We start from the raw sequence: 21,968 nt of genomic DNA on the forward strand, positions 1-21,968 counted from the left end.
CTCCAAGTTCCTCCTGCTGGACTACCGACTAATGTTTTGGTAGTACTCTCACAAATGGCAGTGGTGGTAGTTGTATTGGTGGCTGCTCCTGGATCTGAGTTTACGGTAAAACTTACATCTGCCGTTGTTGCTGAACAGCTTCCATTGGCAGGGATGGTATAACGTATGGTTACGTTAGTATCACTGGTAATATTTGCTGGTGTATAGGTGGTTCCTGAGATACTTCCGCCTCCTGACTCCACGCTCCAAGTTCCTCCTGCTGGACTACCGACTAATGTTTTGGTAGTACTCTCACAAATGGCAGTGGTGGTGGTTGTGTTTAGGGCTGCTCCTGGATTGGTGTCGGCAGTTACAGTAATTGATTTTATAGTATAGCATCCGCTTGCTGAAGTTAGTTTTATGTAATAAGTGTCTGCTGTAACAGCTGTTGGTGTTGCTAATGTGTTGGTTGCAGATGCATCTGTCCAATATGTTAATGTGCCAGACGTACTTCCTGTTGTAATTGCAGGAGTAGTTATGTCTACTGTGGAAGGTGTACATACTGTTGTAGGATTGGTTATTACTAAATTAGGTGTTGCGTTTACAACTCTACTTGTTCCAATGGCTTGTCCTTGATCATTCCCTGAGTCTGCAGTTCCTCCTGAATTTACTAAATTAGGAACTCCATTAGTATTTATAGTTCCACTTATTCTGCCTGAAGTTAGATTAGTTATGTTTACATTTTCATCTCCTTCTATAGCATCAAAGCATCCATCTCCATCTGAATCTGTATCTAAATGATCTGGAATTGTATCGTTATCAGTGTCTAAAAATCCTCCACAAATTAGTGCTAAATTTATGGGAGATTTTGTGTTTCCTGTTTTTAAATCTAGTTTTAATGATGTTGTAGTAGTGGTTAATTCCCATGATTCTGAAGCGACAGAAGTTCCCAAAGCATCAAAATTTAATACTCCAGAAGAATTAGAGTTAATTGATAGATCATTATTAGGATCTACTATTGTAAAATTTCCTGTAGATGTTAATTCCCATGTGTCACCTGCATCGAAATTCCCTGTTATGCCAACTTCATGTTTTAATGAAATTGTAACAGGAGAAGAGAAAGAAAATGTTACGGTGCCTCCTTGGGTTATTAAAATATCTCCGTTAGCATTTCCCTCATCTATTGTGCCTGTAGTGGCAATGGTAACATCTATTATTTTTTGGGTTAGTTCGTCATAATAGCTGCTTGATGTTAGTGTTGATTCTATTCCGGTTAAGTTAATTGAATTGCTACAATCTAATGATTCATCAGTATCTAGTATACCATCATTATCATCATCTAAATCTATTTTATCAGCTTTTCCATCTCCATCTGAATCTGTTCCAGATCCATTAATTGTTATGACTAAGTTTGCAATATCTTGATTTGTACCATCTGAAAGCTCATATACAAAATTATCTGTTAATGTTTGTCCTACTAATAATGCAGTTACCGCTGGATTTGTTGTGTCGACAATATATTCATAACTTCCATCTGAGTTTACTATAATTGTACCATAGGTTCCTGCGTATGATGTCCCTAAATTAGATGCACTTAAGTTTCCTGATGTTGTTCCTATTTTTAAAACTACAATTGAACTTGCTCCTTCCCAGTATATATCTGAGATACCAGCTATTTGTCCTCCTTGATCAGTATCTGTAGCATGAGGACCGTAATTATAACTTAATTTAAGTTGGTTAATTGGTTGATCAAAGAATACATTTATATTACCTGTTGCATCGTCGGGTATAGCGCTACCTATACCATAAAAAGTATTACTTCCTGCATCTACTACACCTCCTGTTGTTACATATTGATACGTTGAATTGACACCACTTAAGCTTCCTTCAATTTTAATTTGATCTTGCCATGTTGTTCCTTGTGAATAGTCTATATCAACTACAAGAAATCCTAAATTAAAGACTGGTTGATCAAAATCAATAGTTAAAACGGTATCATCTGATGGATTGGTAGTAGCGTCAATTGCATAGCCTAAATAACCAGTATGTCCACCATTGGTATCTGTTCTATAGACTACTTGGTTTTGATTTGCTATACCTATTCCATCTGGATCTGTAGATGTAAAATTTAATGTAACTCCATCTACAACTTTTGATTCTCCACTAATAGGATTAGATAAACCAATAAAAAACGATCCTTCTGGAAATTCATTTTCCCAAACTAATGTAGATAATCCTCTATCTACAGAATCTGTACCACCTGTACTGGCATCGGTAATTACATTTCCAGAAGTACTAGCATCTACAAATGCTGTAATTGAATCACTATTGTCAATAGCATTGGGAGCTTCATCTACCCCATTAATTGTTATTGTTAAATAGCCATAGTCTTTAATCCCTATAGTGTCTTCTATTGTATAGGATATTATATCTTGTATACTTTCACCACTTCTTAAGCCTGTAATTGAAGAATTTCCTTCGTCTACATCATATAGGTAACTTCCATCAGATTGTATAGTGATACTACCATATAGAGTTGCATATGAATTTCCTACTTTAGATGGATATACATTTACTTCTGTAACAGAAATCGCTGTAGTTCCTGAATCATTTGTCCCGTCTGTTAATACATTTCCTGCGATTGTTGTTGTTGAATTTGCCATTACAGAGTTTGTATCATTAACAGCTACAGGTGGAGTCGTAAATAATCTTATTGTAGTTTGTGCGCTAGCGGTTAGTCCATTAGTGTCCGTAATAGTAATATCCATAGTACGTATCCCATCCGTATATGGTGATTCTACATTCCCATAATAAAGAGTGCCTAAAAAAGTAGAAAAATCAGAGTTTGAAATTGGATTACTTGATGTTTCTGTAATACTAAAAGTTGTACTTGAAGTTTGAGTAACTCTAATTGTTGAACCTCCTATAGGATAATCTCTTGTATCTAATGGATTGTTAAAGTAGAATGTTTCAAAGGGGGGCTTGTTAATAACGAATCTTTCACCATTAGGGCTGTCTAAAATATTTGAAAAAGTAATAACAGCGCTAGAAATACCTAAGTCTGATGTTACTGTTGGACTAACAGTGGTTGGGTACACTAAGTTGGTAGCTGAAGGGTTTATTTGAAAATCATAATTATTTCCGTCGGTTATAGTATTTAAATCTATGGTTGGTGCAGCAAATAAGAAAGGAGAAATTAATGAGCTATTCTTTTTTACAGGAGTAGTATTGTAGTTTTTGATTAAATAGAAATTTTCTTTTTCTGTATTGGTTATAAAATGAACTTTAGGTTCGGTATTTTCTTTTATAGTTTCTTTTTCGGTACCCCATGTTTTTGAGATATTTGAGCATAATAAAAGTATAATAATAAATGTTTGTAATGTGTATACAAACAACTTGTTTATGTGGTTTTTTCTCATGTCTGGGGGACTGTTTTTGAGTAGTAAGCTTTTTAGGTTTGAGTAATTTTTTGTTTTTAATTAATAATATATTGTTATTTAGATATATAGTGTTCATGTACTTATTTAAAATAAGTGTACAGAATTATGAACGAGTATAACTAATTCCTTTTCAATAAAAATATTTCTATTGAGGAAGGTTATCGTTTAATAAGAGGAAAGAAAAAATTAGGAAAAAGATGTTTTTAAGGAACAGCTTTTAGGAATCGTATAAATTTCTTGGTGGGGACTTCATGTGAAAAAATTTAATTGTTGTTAGATGTTAATGTTGTTTTAATTATTTGAACGAGTTAAAACAAAAAAGTGTTTTAAGGGATCTTATGTTGTTGATACATAGTAGGTTTTTTTGGTTTCTGCTACTAATATAATAAATAATTAAAAAATATCTAAAATTTTGTTAACTATTTAAAGGTTTCTTTATTAGTTGTTTACGTTTTTAGGAAGAATTGTCAATTATTATAAAATTTTTTTGTCTAAAAATAAGTTTGTTAATTTTTTGAAAGTTTTTTATTTATAATAAAAAAGTAACGAAGGGGTTTGATACTTGAAAATAAATTATTAATAAACAAAAAAGCTTCACAAAAAGTGAAGCTTTAATGGTGGTCCCACGAGGACTCGAACCTCGGACCACCTGATTATGAGTCAGGTGCTCTAACCAACTGAGCTATAGGACCGGTTAAATTGGGATGCAAAAATAAAAACTTTTTTGGATAAAATGCAATTTTTTACACTTTTCTACTCATTAAATTTTCACCAAACAAACGTAAGCCCTTTCTGGCAGCATCACTAATGTTTAAGTGGGCTAAGCTTTCAAAAGACTTATTAGTGTAATACTCAATAAGTTCGTGTGTGTAATTAGGTATATTATTGTCAGAAAAAATAGTAGAAACAGTCTTTATTTTTTCTGAAATATTTTTTTGATTTTCATTGTAAAGAGTGAAAAGTTTCTTTTTATCTCCATTGTTAGCCACTTCTAAAGCTTTCAAATAAAGAAAAGTTTTCTTGTTTTCAATGATATCTCCACCAACTTGTTTCCCAAAAGTTTCAGGATCGCCATAAGTATCTAAATAATCATCTTGTAATTGGAAAGCGACACCAAGGTTTAAACCATAGTTGTATAAATGTTGAGCTTGTTCTTCACTAGTTTCGGCAACAATAGCTCCCATTTTTAAAGCAGCAGCAACCAAAACAGAAGTTTTTAAAGTAATCATTTTAATATACTCTTCAATGGTAACATCGTTTCTAGTTTCAAAATCAACATCTAATTGTTGTCCATCACAAACTTCAAGAGCAGTTTTACTAAATAATTGTGCAAGTTTTTGAAAAACTGTAGGAGGGTAATTTTCAAAATATTGGTATGCTAAAATTAACATAGCATCACCAGATAAAATTCCAGTATTAATATCCCATTTTTCATGAACAGTTTCATGACCTCTTCTTAAAGGAGCATCATCCATAATATCGTCATGAACTAATGTGAAATTATGAAAAACTTCAACAGCTAATGCAGCAGGCATTGCTTGAGTGTAATTCCCAGAAAAAATATTTGAAGCAATAAGTGTTAATATAGGTCGAATTCTTTTTCCGCCTAATTGTAAAATATAATCTATAGGTTGGTAAAGGTTCTTTGGTTCTTTAACAATTTTTTGAGATTCTAAATAAGATAAAAAGTCTGATTGATATTGTAATATGTCCAAATCTAAAATTTTTTGTAAAAATAAGGTAAACTTAAATTCTATACTTAAGAGAATGTTAAAAAAACATTAAAACTTGGGAAACTTTTTTTGTTTCTAAAGTTTCCTAGTGTATCTTTGCCCAGAATTATGAGAGATAAAATATTAGAAAAGGCCGGACAAATGTTTTTAAATTATGGGTTTAAAAGCGTAACAATGGATGATATTGCTAATGAATTGGCAATATCTAAGAAAACACTTTATAAGTATTTTTCAAACAAATCCGATTTAGTAGATGCTTCTATAGAAGCAGTTCAGAAAGCAATTGACGATACTATTCTGTTTATAAAAGAACAAAAGTATAATGCAATTGAAGAAGAGTTTGCTGTAAAAGCAGTTTTTAAAGAGATGTTTAAAAATGCTAAAACATCTCCAATGTTTCAATTGAAAAAGTATTATCCAGAATCTTATGCAAATCTTATAGAAAAAGAAGTTTGTATGTTTCGAGATTGTAATAGTGATAATTTAGAGAAAGGAATAGAACAAGGATTGTATAGGTCTGAGATAAAGAAAGAATTAGTAACAAATTTTTACTTCACTTTAATATTCGGAGTTTTTGAAAGCGATTATTATGGTGAAAGAATGGATGAATTAATGAAAATTGAATACGAAATTTTAGAATATCACATTAGAGCTATTGCAACTAAAAAAGGATTGGACATTTTAGAAAGGGAATTAAAAAACAACGCTATATAATTACATTTAATGAAAGAAGATTAATAATTAAAAATATTTTCCTAGTTGTAGCTGCAAGGATAGCAGAACAATAAGAAGTAAGCTTGTTAATAAATGTTTTAAGGAATTATTATTAGGTGTTGCTTAAAAGATATTTATTAAAAAAAAGGAGCAAAAAAATAAAACACCACATACAAAACTATTAGAAATACATGAAAAAAATAATTTATGCAGTTTGCATATTCTTTTTTACAATGAGTATTAAAGCTCAAGAAAAAGAAATGAGTTTGTCTTTGAAGGAAGCCATACACTATGCAGTAAAAAACAGCTATAACAACAAAGTTGCTTTGAACGATATTGAGGCAGCAAAAAAGCGTAAATGGGAAACTACAGCAACTGGATTACCTCAAATTAATGGAGTTGTTAATTACCAAAATAATTTAAAACAACAATTTCCAGGGGTTGACTTTAACGGAGATGGAACAGTAGATTTTGGAGCAAAGCACAATGTTACAGGTACAGTTACCTTAAGTCAGTTATTATTTGATGGATCTTATTTGGTAGGACTACAAGCTGCAAAAACGTATTTAAAAATTTCTGAACAGGCGAAAGAAAAAACCGAATTATCAACTCGCGAAGCAGTAATTAATGCTTATGGAAATGTTTTAGTTGCAGAAGAGCGTATTGAAATTTTAAAAGGGAATAAAAAAACAGTAGATCGCCAATTAAAAGGTGCAAAAGAAGGTTTTAAAGAAGGGCTAACTGAAGAGGAAACAGTAGAACAATTTGAAATTACGCAAGGAAATATTATTAGTCAACAACGTAATGCAGATAGAAATCAAGAGATTGCTTATCAGATGTTAAACTTGTCTCTAGGAAACCCTATTAATACGAAGTTAAAGTTAACAGATAGGTTAGAAGATTTAGTTTTAAATAATACCGATTTAAATTTATTATCACAAAATTTTGATCTTGACAATCATATTGATTTTAGAATCGCTGAAAATGATAGAGAAAGTAAACGTTTGTTAATGAGATTAGAGAAAAGTAAAGCTTTACCAAGTGTGAATGCTTTTATTAATTATTCAAGATTAGCGAATGCAGATAATTTTAATTTTTTTAATTCATCTCAAGATTGGATTTCTACATCAGTTTTTGGAGTAGGGATAAACATTCCAATTTTTAGTAGTTTAGGAAGAAGTGCTAAAACAGCACAAACAAGAATAGCATTAGAAAGTGCCGATATTCGTTTAGCTGAAACTAAGCAGCGATTAAACTTACAAGCAGAACAAGCTCAAAGTAATTATCAATTAAGTATAGCGAATTACGAAACTGCTAAAAGAAATTTAGCATTGGCAACACGTATTGAACGCAAGCAAAAGATAAAGTTTGATGAAGGGGTAACTACAAGTATTGATTTGCTATCAGCACGTAATCAATTATACTCACAACAAAACAATTATTTACAATCAATATTAAATATAATTAGCAATAAAGCTAAGTTAGATAACGCATTAAACACACCATTAAAATAAAATCAACTATAATGAGAAAAATATATTCAATAGTAGTACTAACCGTTCTTTTAGTTTCTTGTGGAGGCAGTAAAGAACAGTCTATTCAAGATGTAATAGCTACTAATGATTTAGCTCAAATAAGAACAAAAAAAGCTGAGCTAGATACTAAGCAACAGGGGTTAGCAGCAGAGATAAAACAATTAAATGATAAAATTTCTGAATTAGATACCAACAAAAAAGTGCCTTTAATTACGGTGTTTTCTGCAAAAACAGAAGATTTTAATCACTATTTAGAATTACAAGGAGCTGTACAAACTAAACAAAATGTTTTAGTATATCCAGAAATGCCTGGGCAGTTAGTGAGTATTTATGTAAAAGAAGGACAAAGAGTAGTAAAAGGACAAACGTTAGCTAAAATAGATGATGGAGGTTTAGGAAATCAATTAGCGCAAGTAGAGGCACAAACAGCTTTAGCTAAGACTACTTATGAGCGTCAAAAAAGATTGTGGGAGCAAAAAATAGGTTCTGAGATTCAGTATTTACAAGCTAAAACTACATATGAAGCACAGACAAATGCAGTAAGTCAATTAAAAAGACAATTAGGAAAGTCAGTAATTAGAGCACCATTTACAGGAGTTATCGATGATGTAATTAAAGAGCAAGGAACAGTAGTTGCTCCAGGAATGGGATCAGAAATATTCAGAATTGTAAACTTAGGAGATATGTATATTGAAACAGATGTTCCTGAAGGTTATATTACGTCTATTAAAAAAGGAAAAGATGTAGAGGTAGAATTTCCAATCTTAGGAAAATCGTTACACTCTAAAATTCGTCAAGCGGGAAATTTCATTAATCCAGCGAATAGAACTTTTAAAGTAGAAATAGGAGTTCCTAATAAGGATAGAAGTATTAAACCAAATTTAACTGCTAAGCTAAAAATTAACGATTACTCTAATCCAAACGCTATTTTAATACCACAAAGTATTATTTCTGAAAATGCAAAAGGAGAGCAATATATCTACTTAGTAAAAAATGTAAAAGATAAAAAAGGTGTTGCAAAACAGTCAATTATCACTACAGGAAAAACACAAGGGGATGTTATTGAAGTTTTAACGGGTGTAGAAAATGGAGCTCAAATTGTAGAAGAAGGAGCGCGTAGTGTAAAAGATGGACAAGAAGTAAAAATCTTAACTGTTTCTCAAGGAAAATAATCAACTAAAGACTACAAGTTAAAATGACTGAAAAACAAAAAAAACAAGTCGATAAAGAATTCGGTTTATCCTCTTGGGCTATTAATAACAAAACAACCATTTATGTAATGATGGTTATGATACTTATCATGGGTATTTCTGCCTTTTTAAGTATGCCAAGAGAAAATTTCCCAGAGATTAGAGAAACTAAAATATATATTAGTTCTGTATACCCAGGAAATACAGCTGAAGATATAGAAAAACTAATTACCGATCCGTTAGAAGATAAATTAAAAACGGTAAGTAATGTAGTAGAAGTTACATCAACATCACAAGAAGATTACTCGATGGTGGTGGTTGAGTTTGATGAAAATATATCAGTAGATCAAGCAAAACAAAAAGTAAAAGATGAGATAGATCAAGAAACATCAGGAGAAGATTGGCCAACATTTAATGGAGCTAAAGTAGAACCTAATGTGTTTGAATTGAGTATGTCTGAAGAAATGCCAATTTTAAATATTAATATTTCTGGAGATTACCCAGTAGATAAATTAAAAGAATTTGGTGAGTATTTAGAAGATGAAATAGAAGATTTAGACGAAATCAAAAAAGTAGATATCCGTGGTGCTGAAGAGAAAGAAGTAGAGATTGCTGTAGATATTTATAAAATGATGGCAGCTCAAGTAAGCTTTCAAGATATTATCAATTCGGTAAACGGAGGAAACTTAACCATGTCTGCAGGTAATTTAATTGCAAGTGGACAACGTCGTACTATTCGAATTTTAGGAGAAATAGAAGACCCTCAAGAGTTACAAAGTTTTGTAGTTAAGTCTGAAAAAGGAAACTCTATTTATTTAAAGGATATTGCAAAAGTATCTTTTAAAGATAAAGATAAAACTACGTATGCACGTGAGTTTGGAGAAGCCGTAGTAATGCTAGATGTAAAAAAACGTTCTGGTAAAAATATGGTTGAAGCAGCTGAGAAAATTCAAAAAATAGTTAAAGATGCTAGAAAAGATGTATTTCCTAGTAACTTAAAAGTGACTATTGCAAATGACCAGTCGTCAAAAACAATTGGCCAGGTAGATGACTTAGTAAACAATATTATTTTTGGGGTAATCTTAGTAGTATTAGTTCTAATGTTCTTCCTCGGATTTAAAAATGCACTATTTGTAGGTTTTGCAATTCCAATGTCGATGTTTATGTCTTTAATGATATTAAGTTGGATGGGATACACCATGAATACCATGATTCTTTTCGGGTTAATTATGGGACTTGGAATGTTGGTGGATAACGGAATTGTGGTTGTTGAAAACGTATATCGTCTAATGGATGAAGGTATGCCTCGAATTGAAGCAGCTAAAAAAGGTATTGGAGAAATTGCATTTCCAATTATTATTTCAACAGCAACTACAGTAGCAGCATTTATACCATTAGGAATGTGGCCAGGAGTAATGGGACAGTTTATGATTTACTTCCCAGTAACATTATCGGTAGTATTAGGTTCATCTTTATTTGTTGCGATTTTCTTTAACTCGGTAATGGTGTCGCAACTTATGAGTGTTGAAGACAAGGGTATGCCTTTAAAAAGAATTATTACTATTTCATCTATTATGGTAGTGATAGGATTGTTAATTATCATTTTTGGAGGCCCTTATAGAGCTTTAGGTACCATTATGGTATTTACAGCAATTATGTTATGGGTGTACAGAATGGCGCTTAGACCTTGGGCAAATGCTTTTCAAAATAACGTATTACCACGTTGGGAGCGTTTTTATGAGAAAATGTTACGTGGAGCTTTGAAAGGGTGGAGACCTTATGCTATTACAGTAGCAACTATTTTATTATTATTTTTTGCTTTTGGTGGTTTTGGAAAATCAATAGAGGAGAAAAGAACTAAAGTAGAATTCTTCCCAGACAATACGCCTAATCAGATTATTGTTTATATCGAATACCCACAAGGAACGGATATAGAAAAAACAAATCTGATTATGAAAGATTTGGAAGAGCGTGTGTATAAAGTATTGAATTCTGCTGAATACATGGATAATGACTATAATTTCTTAGTAGAAAGTGTTGTTTCTCAGGTAGGTGCAGGGTCTGGAAATCCACAAACGGATGGAGGTTCTACAGCAGAAATGCCACATAGAGGAAAAATTACTGCTTCTATGCGTGAGTATAAGTATCGTAGAGGAAAAGACAGTAAAGAGTTACAAAAGAAAGTAACGGAAGCTTTAAAAGGTATTTATCCAGGTCTAGCAATTTCTGTTGAAAAAGAAGCGGTAGGTCCGCCAGCAGGATATCCTATTAATATTGAATTAGAAGGGAAAGATTATTCAGAGTTGATTAACACCGCAGAGAAAATGCGTGACTTTATCAATTCAAAAAGTATTGAAGGAATAGATGAGTTAAAGATAGATGTAAATAAGTCTAAACCATCTATGTTGGTAAATGTTGATCGTAAGAAAGCTGGAGAATTAGGAGTAAGCTCATCTCAAGTAGGTGGTCAGTTACGTAATGCTATTTTTGGATCTAAAGCGGGTATTTATAAAGAAGATGGTGAAGATTATGATATTTATGTACGTTTTAATAAAGACAATCGATATAATAAAAGTGCTATTTTCAATCAGAAAATAACGTTTAGAGACATGGCCTCTGGTCAAATTAAGGAAATTCCTGTGTCAGCAGTAGCAAAACAAACTAATGCTTCAGGATACAGTGCTATTAAGCATAAGCAATCTAAACGAGTAGTAACAGTATACTCAGCACTAGCACCAGGATATACAGATGCTAATGCAATAGTTGAGCAAATTCAAAAAGAAATGAAATCCTTTACAGAACAGCCAACTACTGTAAAAATAGATTACACTGGTCAGATTGAAGAACAAATGAAACAAATGAAGTTCTTAATGGGAGCATTTTTCTCAGGGTTAGGATTAATTTTCTTGATTTTAATTTTCCAATTTAACTCGGTTTCTAAACCAGGAATTATTATGCTAGCTATCTTTTTAAGTTTAATAGGTGTTTTTGGAGGACTAATTATAACAGCGAAGCCATTTGTAATTATGATGACTATGATGGGAATTATCTCATTAGCAGGTATTGTGGTAAACAATGGAGTGGTACTGTTAGATTATACGCAACTATTAATTGATAGAAAGAAAGTAGAAAATGGAATAGCAGAAAGCGATTTTGTAGATATAGAAACTTTAGGTGAAGCAATTATTAGAGGAGGAAAAGCTCGTTTACGTCCAGTATTATTAACAGCAATTACTACCATTCTTGGGTTAATTCCGTTAGCAACTGGATTTAATATAAATTTCTTCACGTTGTTTAGTGAGTTTAATCCTCATATTTATATGGGTGGTGATAACGTAATTTTCTGGGGACCATTAGCATGGACAGTAATTTACGGATTATTCATTGCAACATTCTTAACCTTAATTGTAGTGCCAATATTATTCTATTTAATTACAAAATTTAAAATGTGGTTACGTAGTTTATAATTAATTTTTGTTAACTGTAGAAAAGGGCTAAAAGTAATTTACTTTTAGCCCTTTTTATTTTGAAGTTTATGTAATTTTTCTAATCAGGTAAACGATCTCTATCTTTTTTTGTTCTATTAAAACGATACGTAAAAGTTACGGATGTAAATCTACCTATAGGTCTGTTATAACTATTTGTTGTATAGTTTTCTCCAGTAATTAATTGTTTACTTACTCTAGAATCTAAGATGTTATTCATATTTAAGGTAACAGTAGCTTTATCGTTTAAAAAATCTTTACTGATTCCAATGTTAGCTCTGTATTGGGCTTCCGTAAAAATTTGCCCACTTTGCCTTTCTCCACGGTAATTAAAACTAGATTGAATTGTTAATTTAGAGAATTTCATTCTAGAGTTTAAACGAGTAGACCAAGTGCTGTCATCAACAGTATATAATCCTCTTTGATCAAAAGAAAAGTAATTAAACTCACTAGACAATCGCCACCATTTAAAAGGAGAATATCTAATTGCTAATTCTGCACCTAATCTGTTTTCTCTACCAGAATTAATAGGTTTTGATATCAAAGCACCAAAAGAGTTGGGAGTAACTAAAGTTTCAAATACATTTGTTGTTCTTTGGTAATAAATAGATGGGTTTAAAGTGACTTTTTTCCATCGCTTTAATAAACCAAGTTCAAAAGAATTTGTATACATTGGGTTTAAATCTGGATTACCAATACGTATGTTTCTTCTATCTGAGATTCCTCCAAAAGGATTTAATTGCCAAAAACGAGGGCGTCTAATTCTTCTACTATAACTTAATTGCATATTGGTTGCTTGATTAAAGTTATAGGTTAAATGTGCCGTTGGAAATAGATCAGTATAGTTTTTTGATGTTTTAAATTGGTCTTTTCTGTCTGTGCTTCCTGTATTAGCATATTCAGCACGTAAACCTAGTAAGTATTGTAGTTTGTTTTTTCTATTTCCGTATTGAATATAAGCACCGTAGATACGTTCATTATATTTTAATAAGTTATTTAGACTATCTACTAAAACAGTATTGTCCCATACTTTATAATCACTATCAATGTTTCTAATCTCACCTTTCACACCCATTTCTATGTGCGATTTCTTGGTAATAGGTAATTTAAAATCAGATTGAAATAAGAAATCTTTACTGCTTTCAATATCTCTACTTTTTAATAAGTTTATAGCAGAGGTTGTAGGGAATTGTTGTTGCTCTTCAACTAATTCATTTTCATCATCATTCCAAAAATCATATTGAAGGTTTACGGTAAGTTTTTGCCCTTTTTTAGCAAATGTTTTTACGTAGTTTAATTCAATTTGATTTGCTTTCTGAGGCTCTCTGTACGTTTCTTTTGAGGTAAGAATATTGTCAACTTGTTTTAATTCGTCTAAAAAATTAAACGTATAATTAACTTTATTGTTACTTGTATTATTTCTATAATAATAGCTTAAAGTTAGCGTGTTTTGATCATTTATATAATAATCACTTCCGAAATAAAGATTGAAAGTTTTACGGGTTCTATCTGTATTTGTAGTTCTATTAGTAAAAGAAGTGATTACATTGTTGTTGAAATTTGTTCTATTTAAATACCCATTACCATCAAACGATAAATAGCGATACCCAAAGTTAGAAAACAAGTTAAATTTGTCTTTTTTGTAATTTACATTGTAGTTGATACTGTGGTTGTCAGGAATTCCAGTAGTTAGTTGTAATGAACTCCCAAAACCACCATTTTTATTTTTCTTCAAAATAACATTAATAATTCCAGCAGTTCCTTCAGCATCATATTTTGCAGATGGGTTTGTGATAACTTCTATTTTTTCTATGTTTTCAGAAGGAATAGATTCTAATCCGTTATTTGCAGTTAAAACAGAAGGCTTTCCATTAATTAAAATACGAACGTTAGAATTTCCGCGAAGACTTACATCACCTTCAATACCTACACTTACAGAAGGAACATTATTTAAAATATCATTAGCAGAACCTCCTTTCGATATTAAATCTTTACCAACATTAAAAATACGTTTGTCTAATTTATATTCAGTTGTAGATTTTTCAGCAACAACTTCTACTTCGTCTAATGCTTGAGCATCTTCTTGTAAAAATATAGTTTGTATTGATTGATTTTTGGTAAGTGAAAAATTATTTATAGTATGACTTTTAAAACCAATAAATTCGATTTTAATAGTATATAAACCTTTTTTAGCCTTAACAGAAAATTCACCTTTACTATTGGTAGATTCTCCAGTAATGATATTATTAGTTTCAGGATTTGTTAAAATTATAGTAGCAAATTCTAAAGGGAGTTTCGTGTTTTTTTCAACTACTTTACCAGAAAGTTTTATTTGAGCAGAAGCACAAATAGTACTTATAAGTAAAAAAGCGAACAGTAATTTTTTCATTTTGTTTGTTATTTAAATTATGGGGCAAATATGGGGTGGAATACAAAGTGAAATTTTGATAATCGACAAACGAGTTTAAAAAATCGACGTTTGAGCGTTTTCGAATAGAAAAACATGATAAGGGGATAAAAAGCAATGTTTAGGTGTAGAAAAGGTTAGTTTGTCGATTAGTAGCTGTAATTAGAAGGCTATCTATATCTTTACAAACATGAATACAATAAATACGTTGATTAGTTATTTTCAGAAAAGTAGAGCATTAAGACATGTGGTGTTTTGGATTGCAATGTTGTTTTTAAATGTCCCAAAAGGAGTTATAAGGCATGAAAATGATCCTTTATACGCAATTTTAATAATGTTTGGTAGCATATTAATTGCACAAGTTCTTGCATCGTATTATTTTGCATATTATGTAATTCCTAAGTTTCTTTTAAAAAGAAAATATCTAAAAGCAGTTTTATTATTTATTATAGGATCTTATGTTTTTAGTGCTTTAGGTAGAATAATGATTGTACATGTAGGAGAAGAATTGGTAAGGAAGCCTCCATTTACACAAGAGCCTCTTTTAGAAATATTAACAGATTGGCGAAAGTTGTTAGTTAGTTATATACCCAGTATTTATTCAGTAGCTTTAATATTTCTTTTTGTAAAATACTTTTTAGAATATAGGAAAATTAAAGAAAAGGATTTAAGTTTAAGTAAAGAAAAATCGGAAGCAGAATTAAAAACGTTAAAAGCACAATTAAATCCGCATTTTTTATTCAATACCTTAAACAATATTTATTCACTTTCAATAATAAATTCACCAAAAACATCAACATCTATTAGTAAGTTGTCGGAAATTTTAGACCATGTATTATATAGATGTAATGGAAAGTATGTGTTATTGTCCAGTGAAATAGAATTATTGAAGAATTTTATTGAATTAGAAAAGTTGAGGTATGATGAAAGGCTACAAGTTTCTTTGAATACTACTATAGAAAATGATATTGAAATTCCACCATTAATATTACTATCTTTAGTAGAAAATGCTTTTAAACATGGAGCAGGAGAAGACAGTGGTTCTCCAAAAATAGATATAGATGTTTTAAGTAAAGATTCAATGTTTAAATTTAAAATATCCAATACTGTTTCAAAAGACTATGGAATTAAGAATAAAGAAAGCATAGGGTTGTCTAATATTAGAAAACAGTTAGATTTAATTTGTGGGAATAATTATACTTTAAACATTGAGCCAGATGATGATAAATTTACAGTTAGCTTAAATATTAACCAAGAGTAAAAGAATATGAAAGTAAAATGTTTAGTAGTTGACGATGAACCTTTGGCAATTAAATTGTTAGAAAAACATATTTCAAAAATAGATGCATTAGAAATAGTAGCTACTTGTAATAATGCAATAAAGGCATTTGAAATATTAAATACTCAAGAAGTAGATTTGATGTTTTTAGATATAAAAATGCCAAACTTAACTGGAATAGATTTTTTAAAAACACTTAAAAACCCTCCAAAAACAATTTTTACAACAGCATATAGAGATTATGCTATTGAGAGTTATGATTTAGGGGTAATAGATTACTTATTAAAACCGATAACATTTGAGCGTTTTTTTAAAGCAGTTGAACGATTTTTGAGCGATCAAAAGACAGCTGTAATTGAAAAAAAAGAAAAAGAGGTTGATGATTTTATGTTAGTGAAATCAGGAAATAAACATCATAAAGTAATTATTAATGATATCTTGTTTATAGAAAGCTTAAAAGATTATATTAAAATACATACCATAAATAATAAAAGAATAGTTTCTAAGTATAGAATTAGTGAAATAGAGCAAGAATTGAAAGATGCGAGTTTTTTACGAGTACACCGTTCTTATATTATTAATATTGATAAAATTTCAGCGTTTACGGTAAACGATATTGAAGTGAATTCAACCGAAATTCCTATAGGAGCGAGTTATAAAGAAAAGGTAATATCTTTTTTAAATAACTGGAAATAGGGTATTATTTTTGCCTTATGAAGAAACAAGTAATATCGGTTGAAGAAATAAAAAGAAAACTAGAGAGTTTCTGTGTTTATCAAGATCGATGTCATAAAGAAGTAGAAAAAAAACTATCAGAGTATAACTTAATCTCAGAAGCTAAAGACAATATTTTACTTCACTTATTACAAGAGAATTTTTTAAATGAAGAACGTTTTTCTAAAAGTTTTGCGAGAGGTAAATTCAGAATAAAAAAATGGGGAAAACAAAGAATAACTCGTGAGTTAAAAATGAGAGACATTTCTTCATATAATATTAAAACTGCATTAAAAGAAATAGATGAAGAAGAATATATTGCCACGTTATATGGTTTGGTAGAAAAGAAAAACAAATTAGTAACTGATACAAATGTGTTTAAAAGAAGAAAAAAAGTAGCAGATTACTTATTATACAGAGGTTTTGAAAGTAATTTGGTGTATGAAGCTATAAATACTATTTAAAATTATTAAATATACTATCTAATTTAATTGCTTTGTCAAAACGTTTTTTAGCATAAACCGTATTTATTTTATCGTTCATGCTCCCAAAAAGAGCAAGTACTTTTTCTACTTGAGCATTAATGTCTTTTGAAGAAATAGAAGGAATGTATGTCATGTCAGCTAATCTTAAAACTTCATTTTCAAAAACATTTATACGAGCTTTAAAAGCTGGAGTTTTTAATATTTGTATGTTTAAACTATCTTTTAATTGTTTAGTTAGATCCTTTAATTCTATAGCATTATTTAAAGCTTCTGTTGGACTAATACTTTTAAAGTGCGATACAAATTCTTCAGTTATAAAATATTCTTTCCATTTTTTTATTTCTTTTGTAGATTCTTCATCAAGTAAAGAATATTTAGGGTGCTTAACAGAAGTGTTAACATCTGCCTTTTGAATAGTAGTTCCTTTATTTTGAGAATTCTCTTTTTTACAAGAAAAAATAATAAATAAAGAAGAAAATAAAAGAATAAAAAACGATCTCATTAAACAAAAATTAAAAGTATAAAAGTACATATTTTACTTGGTTTATAAATGAAGAAGGAATTATAAGTTTGTAATCAGTTATTTAAGGGCTTGTTTTGTTGATAGTTAAAAAAGGATAAATATTTTTTGTGAAATATGAAATTTAATAACTTTGCAGCACTATATTTTTGAATTTTTAAAAATGAATGACACGATATTAATTTTAGGAGCTTGCGGGCAAATAGGTATAGAATTAACTCAAAAGTTACGTTCTATTTATGGTAAGGATAATGTAATTGCTTCAGATATAAGAGAAGGAGGAGAAGATATGATGAGTTCAGGTCCTTTTGAAATAATTGATGCTACTAGTCAAGAAGACATATTAAAAATAATTCAGAAGTATAAAGTAAACCAAGTTTACTTAATGGCTGCAATGTTATCGGCAACTGCAGAAAAATATCCGTTAAAAGGATGGGATTTGAATATGACTTCTTTATTAGCTGTTTTAGAGTTGGCTAGAGAGAAACATATTAATAAAGTGTATTGGCCAAGTTCAATGGCATCATTTGGCCCAACATCACCAAAAATAAACACCCCACAACAAACAGTTATGGAACCATCAACAGTTTACGGAATAAGTAAAGTTGCTGGTGAGCATTGGTGTAATTATTACCACGAAAAATATGGAGTAGATGTAAGAAGTATTCGTTATCCAGGAATTATAAGTTGGAAAACATTACCAGGTGGAGGAACTACAGATTATGCTGTTGATATTTATTTCGATGCATTAAAGAAAGGAACTTTTGAATGTTTTTTGTCTGAAAACACACGTTTGCCAATGATGTATATGGATGATGCTATAAATGCAACGATACAGCTTATGCAAGCAGATGTTGAAAAAATAAAAACTAGAACTTCTTATAATTTATCAGCAATAAGTTTCACGCCAAAAGAGATAGCTGCAGAAATTAAAAAATACATTCCAGAGTTTACAATTTCTTACAGCCCAGATTTTAGACAAGCAATTGCAGATAGCTGGCCGCAAATAATAGACGATTCACAAGCGAGAAAAGATTGGGGTTGGCAACATAAATTTGATTTAGCATCTATGACTAAAGACATTATAACCAACTTAAAATCTTTAGAAAGCCAGAAATTAGAAGAAGTGTAAGTTTTTATTCATCTTTTCGTCTATAACATTCGGTTTTGTGCTCAGTAACTTAGGTTACTGTGTATGTAAATAGGAACAGATATATTTGTTGTATAACAAGATTATTAAGATGAAAGAAATTATAGAAAGCAGTTTGCAAAAAGCTATATCATATTCAGAATATAGAATGCTTGTAAAAGAATTATTAGAACAAGGAAAGTCAACTGGGGTAACTCAATCTGATGATTTATTAAATTATAGTTTATTAAACGATAAAAGAATGAAACGTTTAGATAAAACTATAAAAATTTCAGAGGAAACAATTGCTAAAATTAAAGATATAAAAGAACCACAAACATGGTTGGTTTTAACTGAAGGTTGGTGTGGTGACGCAGCTCAAAATTTACCAGTTATTAATAAGATAGCAGAAGAGAATCCTAACATTCAACTTAAATTGGTACTAAGAGATGAAAACTTAGAGTTAATGGATAAGTTTTTAACGAATGGTGGTAGGTCTATTCCTAAGTTGATTGCATTAGATAAAGAAAATGAGATAGTAAATACCTGGGGCCCAAGACCTACTGTAGCTACAAAAATGGTTGTAGATTATAAAACAGAACATGGAAGTCTTGATGCGGAATTTAAAAAAGATTTACAGGTTTGGTACAATAAAAATAAAGGAAATAACGTGCAAGAAGATATTCTTTCAATATTAAAATAGTACGTTTTAATTATAAAACAAATCCCCTTTTTGAGTCTTATCAAAAAGGGGATTTGTTTTCTGTATATTTGCCGCTTAGAAAAGTAATTATGTTAGTAGATTTCAAAACGTTATCAGAAGAAGCAAAAGTTTGGATTTATCCATCTAGTAGAAAGTTTTATTCACAAGAAATCGAAGGTTTAAAAGAGAAACTGAAAACATTTTCTGAAGAATGGAAATCAGAGGATGAAGATTTTAAAGTTTCATTTGAATTAAAGTACAATAGGTTTATTATTTTTTCAGTAGAAGCTAGTACATTCTTGTCTAATGTGGAGATTGACAAGCAGGTAGGTTTTGTATTGCAATTACAACAAGAATATGATGTAGAATTGTTAGATAAAATGAATGTTTGTTTTAAACAAGGAGAATATACTCAATATAAAGAATTAAAAGATTTTAAAAAGCTAATTAAAAATAAAGCAGTAACAGGCAAAACTATAGTTTTTGATAATTTAGTTCAAACAAAACATGAATTAGAAAACTATTGGGAAGTGCCTATTACTGAGAGCTGGTATAACCGTTTTTTATAAAAAACATTAAAAAAACGTGAAACCAATACCAAGAGAAACGCTGTCCAAATTTCCGTTTCTGAATTGTGCTATTTTTTTTCGGTGAAAATCTAAACGAATCATTCCGTTCCAACTATTATTACTTAACGAAAGAATTCCAAGACCAACTTTGTAATAGTTGCCATTAGAAAATCTGTTAGAAGGTCGAAACATTTGTCCATAACTAGATTCAATAAAATAAGCACTACTGGTTTTTTTTATAAAATTATAACGTACACTAGCGTACATTGGAATAGAGTTGATAGTATATGAAAAATGATGGTCATAACCAATGTTAATACTGGAAGCCCAACGATTGTTAAATTGATATCCAAAACCAGTTCTTAGTAAAATAGATTTAGGTTCAATAAAAGGACCATTTCCTTCTTCACTTAACTTATAATCTTGATTAATTCCAAAGGTTGTGCTTAAAGAAGTTGTAAAAAAAGGACGTTTATTTTCGTTTTGAGCGTTAATTTTTAAGCTAATAACTAAAGTTATTATAAATAAAAGTAAAGATTTTTTCATAGAAGTAAATGTTTTTTGCTCTAAAAAGCAAAAACTATTCCACTTCTAAAGAATTTATAAAATTAGCAACGCTAAGTCCATCATTAACCGAATAGTCCCCAATTTTAGTTCTTCTTAAAGCAGATAAATGAGCGCCAGAATTTAAAGCAACACCAAAATCGTATGCTAAAGAACGGATATAAGTACCTTTACTACAAACAACTCTAAAATTAACATTGTTAGCATCAATATTTGTAATTTCAAATTCAGAAATAGTAACTTCTCTCGATTTTATTTCTGTAGTTTCACCTTTTCTAGCCAATTCATATAAGCGTTTACCCTCTTTTTTAATTGCAGAGAAAATAGGAGGTTTTTGTTGAATTATCCCCGTAAACTGTTCTGTTGTTTTATGAATTAATTCTTCAGTAATATGATCTGTAGGGAAAGTTTCATTTATTTCGGTTTCTAAATCATAACTAGGTGTAGTACCACCTAAAGTAATAGTACCTGTGTATTCTTTTGCTTGCCCTTGATATTCGTTAATGTTCTTAGTTTGCTTACCAGTACAAATAATTAATAATCCTGTAGCTAAAGGATCTAAAGTACCAGCATGACCCACCTTAATTTTTTTAATATCAAAACGTTTGCGAATATGCCAACGTAATTTATTAACAACCTGAAAAGAAGTCCATTCTAAAGGTTTGTCAATTAATAAAACTTGTCCGTTTTTGTAATCTTCAGCAGTCAACATTAAATAGAAAGTTTGTACACAAAAAAGTGAATAAATAATAAAGTAATTCCAAAGATAATACGGTAATAGCCAAAGATTTTAAACCCTTTTTTACTTAAGTAATCAATAAAAGATTTAATAGCAATTAAGGCAACAATAAAAGCAATAACATTACCAATAATAAGGTAGTTTACTTGCTCTGAAGATAATTCAAAACCAGCTTTATAATAATCGTACGTTTTTTTAGCAGTAGCACCTAACATAGTTGGTACAGCTAAAAAGAAAGAGAATTCAGCAGCAGTTTTTCTATTTATTTTCTGTGTCATACCACCTACAATACTAGCACCACTTCTAGAAGTTCCTGGAATCATGGCTAAACATTGGAAAAAACCAATTTTTAAGGCAGTTGCATAATTTATTTCAGTATGTGCAGTTGGGTTTTCTTTATCAAATTCTTCATTAGCTTTAAACCAATCATCAACCTTTAATAAAATGGCTCCACCAATAATTAATGAAATAGCAACAGTAACTGGACTTTCTAGTAAACTATCGATAACATCATTTAAAAGCAACCCTAAAACAACAGCGGGAATAAAAGCGACTAAAAGCTTTAAGTAAAAATCGAAACTTTGAAAAAAGCGTTTCCAGTACAATACTAATACCGATAAAATTGCTCCAAGTTGGATAACAATGGTAAATAGTTTTGTAAAATCATCAGTTGCAATCCTCATAAAAGAAGAAGCAATAATCATATGTCCTGTAGATGAAACAGGTAAGTATTCGGTAATACCTTCAATAATAGCTAAAACAATAGCTTCTAATAAACCCATG

At 30.4% G+C, this 21,968-nt stretch carries 17 protein-coding genes and 1 tRNA gene; 10 read left to right on the forward strand and 8 right to left on the reverse strand.

All coding sequences use genetic code 11. The features are described 5' to 3' along the window. From Q0881_RS10815 to Q0881_RS10825, 3 genes are all read right to left on the reverse strand, one after another. The coding region (locus Q0881_RS10815) for a VCBS domain-containing protein (RefSeq protein ID WP_299160022.1) at positions 1-3,398 on the reverse strand (3,398 nt) is incomplete at its 3' end. A gap of 636 nt (positions 3,399-4,034) precedes the next feature. Continuing rightward, positions 4,035-4,111, reverse strand: a tRNA-Ile gene (locus Q0881_RS10820). Positions 4,112-4,162: 51 nt separating this feature from the next. Next, entirely contained in the window at positions 4,163-5,134 is a 972-nt protein-coding gene (locus tag Q0881_RS10825; protein ID WP_299160023.1) for a polyprenyl synthetase family protein, read from the reverse strand. 126 nt (positions 5,135-5,260) lie between these two features. Between Q0881_RS10825 and Q0881_RS10830 the strand changes: the two genes are divergently transcribed. From Q0881_RS10830 to Q0881_RS10845, 4 genes are all read left to right on the forward strand, one after another. Beyond that, positions 5,261-5,866: a TetR/AcrR family transcriptional regulator gene (locus tag Q0881_RS10830; RefSeq protein ID WP_299160026.1), complete on the forward strand. Its 606-nt coding sequence runs from the start codon at positions 5,261-5,263 to the stop codon at positions 5,864-5,866. Positions 5,867-6,057: 191 nt separating this feature from the next. Then, positions 6,058-7,380: a TolC family protein gene (locus tag Q0881_RS10835; protein WP_299160029.1), complete on the forward strand. Its 1,323-nt coding sequence runs from the start codon at positions 6,058-6,060 to the stop codon at positions 7,378-7,380. 11 nt (positions 7,381-7,391) lie between these two features. Beyond that, complete coding sequence (locus tag Q0881_RS10840; protein WP_299160031.1) at positions 7,392-8,573, forward strand: efflux RND transporter periplasmic adaptor subunit; 1,182 nt, start codon at positions 7,392-7,394, stop codon at positions 8,571-8,573. Positions 8,574-8,596: 23 nt separating this feature from the next. Beyond that, positions 8,597-12,058, forward strand: coding sequence for an efflux RND transporter permease subunit (locus Q0881_RS10845; RefSeq protein WP_299160033.1), 3,462 nt, complete (start codon positions 8,597-8,599; stop codon positions 12,056-12,058). Positions 12,059-12,137: 79 nt separating this feature from the next. Here Q0881_RS10845 and Q0881_RS10850 read toward each other — a convergent pair whose 3' ends face one another. Then, positions 12,138-14,465 (reverse strand): outer membrane beta-barrel family protein, encoded by a 2,328-nt coding sequence (locus Q0881_RS10850; RefSeq protein WP_299160036.1) that lies wholly within the window; start codon positions 14,463-14,465, stop codon positions 12,138-12,140. Between the two features lie 208 nt (positions 14,466-14,673). On the opposite strand from Q0881_RS10850, the gene Q0881_RS10855 reads away from it, so the two are divergent. Genes Q0881_RS10855 through Q0881_RS10865 form a run of 3 tightly spaced genes read left to right on the forward strand, consistent with a single transcriptional unit; the run spans position 14,674 to position 16,940 of the window. Continuing rightward, positions 14,674-15,744, forward strand: coding sequence for a histidine kinase (locus tag Q0881_RS10855; RefSeq protein WP_299160039.1), 1,071 nt, complete (start codon positions 14,674-14,676; stop codon positions 15,742-15,744). Between the two features lie 6 nt (positions 15,745-15,750). After that, entirely contained in the window at positions 15,751-16,458 is a 708-nt protein-coding gene (locus Q0881_RS10860; RefSeq protein ID WP_299160042.1) for a LytTR family DNA-binding domain-containing protein, read from the forward strand. 17 nt (positions 16,459-16,475) lie between these two features. Continuing rightward, on the forward strand, positions 16,476-16,940 hold the full coding sequence (locus Q0881_RS10865) for a regulatory protein RecX (RefSeq protein ID WP_299160045.1): 465 nt from the start codon (positions 16,476-16,478) through the stop codon (positions 16,938-16,940). On the opposite strand, the gene Q0881_RS10870 is transcribed toward Q0881_RS10865, so the two are convergent. Further along, entirely contained in the window at positions 16,933-17,463 is a 531-nt protein-coding gene (locus Q0881_RS10870; RefSeq protein WP_299160048.1) for a hypothetical protein, read from the reverse strand. The genes Q0881_RS10865 and Q0881_RS10870 overlap by 8 nt on opposite strands. A gap of 181 nt (positions 17,464-17,644) precedes the next feature. Between Q0881_RS10870 and Q0881_RS10875 the strand changes: the two genes are divergently transcribed. The 3 genes from Q0881_RS10875 to Q0881_RS10885 all read left to right on the forward strand — a co-directional run bounded on the left by Q0881_RS10875 (position 17,645) and on the right by Q0881_RS10885 (position 19,882). Beyond that, complete coding sequence (locus tag Q0881_RS10875) at positions 17,645-18,613, forward strand: NAD-dependent epimerase/dehydratase family protein (protein ID WP_299160051.1); 969 nt, start codon at positions 17,645-17,647, stop codon at positions 18,611-18,613. A 109-nt stretch (positions 18,614-18,722) separates the two neighbouring features. Beyond that, positions 18,723-19,313, forward strand: coding sequence for a thioredoxin family protein (locus Q0881_RS10880; protein ID WP_299160054.1), 591 nt, complete (start codon positions 18,723-18,725; stop codon positions 19,311-19,313). 89 nt (positions 19,314-19,402) lie between these two features. Next, entirely contained in the window at positions 19,403-19,882 is a 480-nt protein-coding gene (locus Q0881_RS10885) for an ABC transporter ATPase (protein WP_299160057.1), read from the forward strand. Between the two features lie 6 nt (positions 19,883-19,888). Here the strand turns inward: Q0881_RS10885 and Q0881_RS10890 are convergent, their stop codons facing one another. Genes Q0881_RS10890 through Q0881_RS10900 form a run of 3 tightly spaced genes read right to left on the reverse strand, consistent with a single transcriptional unit; the run spans position 19,889 to position 21,967 of the window. Then, complete coding sequence (locus Q0881_RS10890; RefSeq protein ID WP_299160059.1) at positions 19,889-20,428, reverse strand: hypothetical protein; 540 nt, start codon at positions 20,426-20,428, stop codon at positions 19,889-19,891. Between the two features lie 34 nt (positions 20,429-20,462). Further along, complete coding sequence (gene truB, locus Q0881_RS10895) at positions 20,463-21,158, reverse strand: tRNA pseudouridine(55) synthase TruB (RefSeq protein WP_299160062.1); 696 nt, start codon at positions 21,156-21,158, stop codon at positions 20,463-20,465. Then, positions 21,158-21,967, reverse strand: coding sequence for an undecaprenyl-diphosphate phosphatase (locus tag Q0881_RS10900; RefSeq protein WP_299160064.1), 810 nt, complete (start codon positions 21,965-21,967; stop codon positions 21,158-21,160). The genes truB and Q0881_RS10900 overlap by 1 nt, the downstream gene beginning before the upstream one ends. Between the last annotated feature and the right edge of the window lies 1 nt (position 21,968).

The sequence above is a fragment of the uncultured Tenacibaculum sp. genome (genome assembly GCF_947494125.1).
In the GTDB taxonomy this organism is placed as follows: Bacteria; Bacteroidota; Bacteroidia; order Flavobacteriales; family Flavobacteriaceae; genus Polaribacter.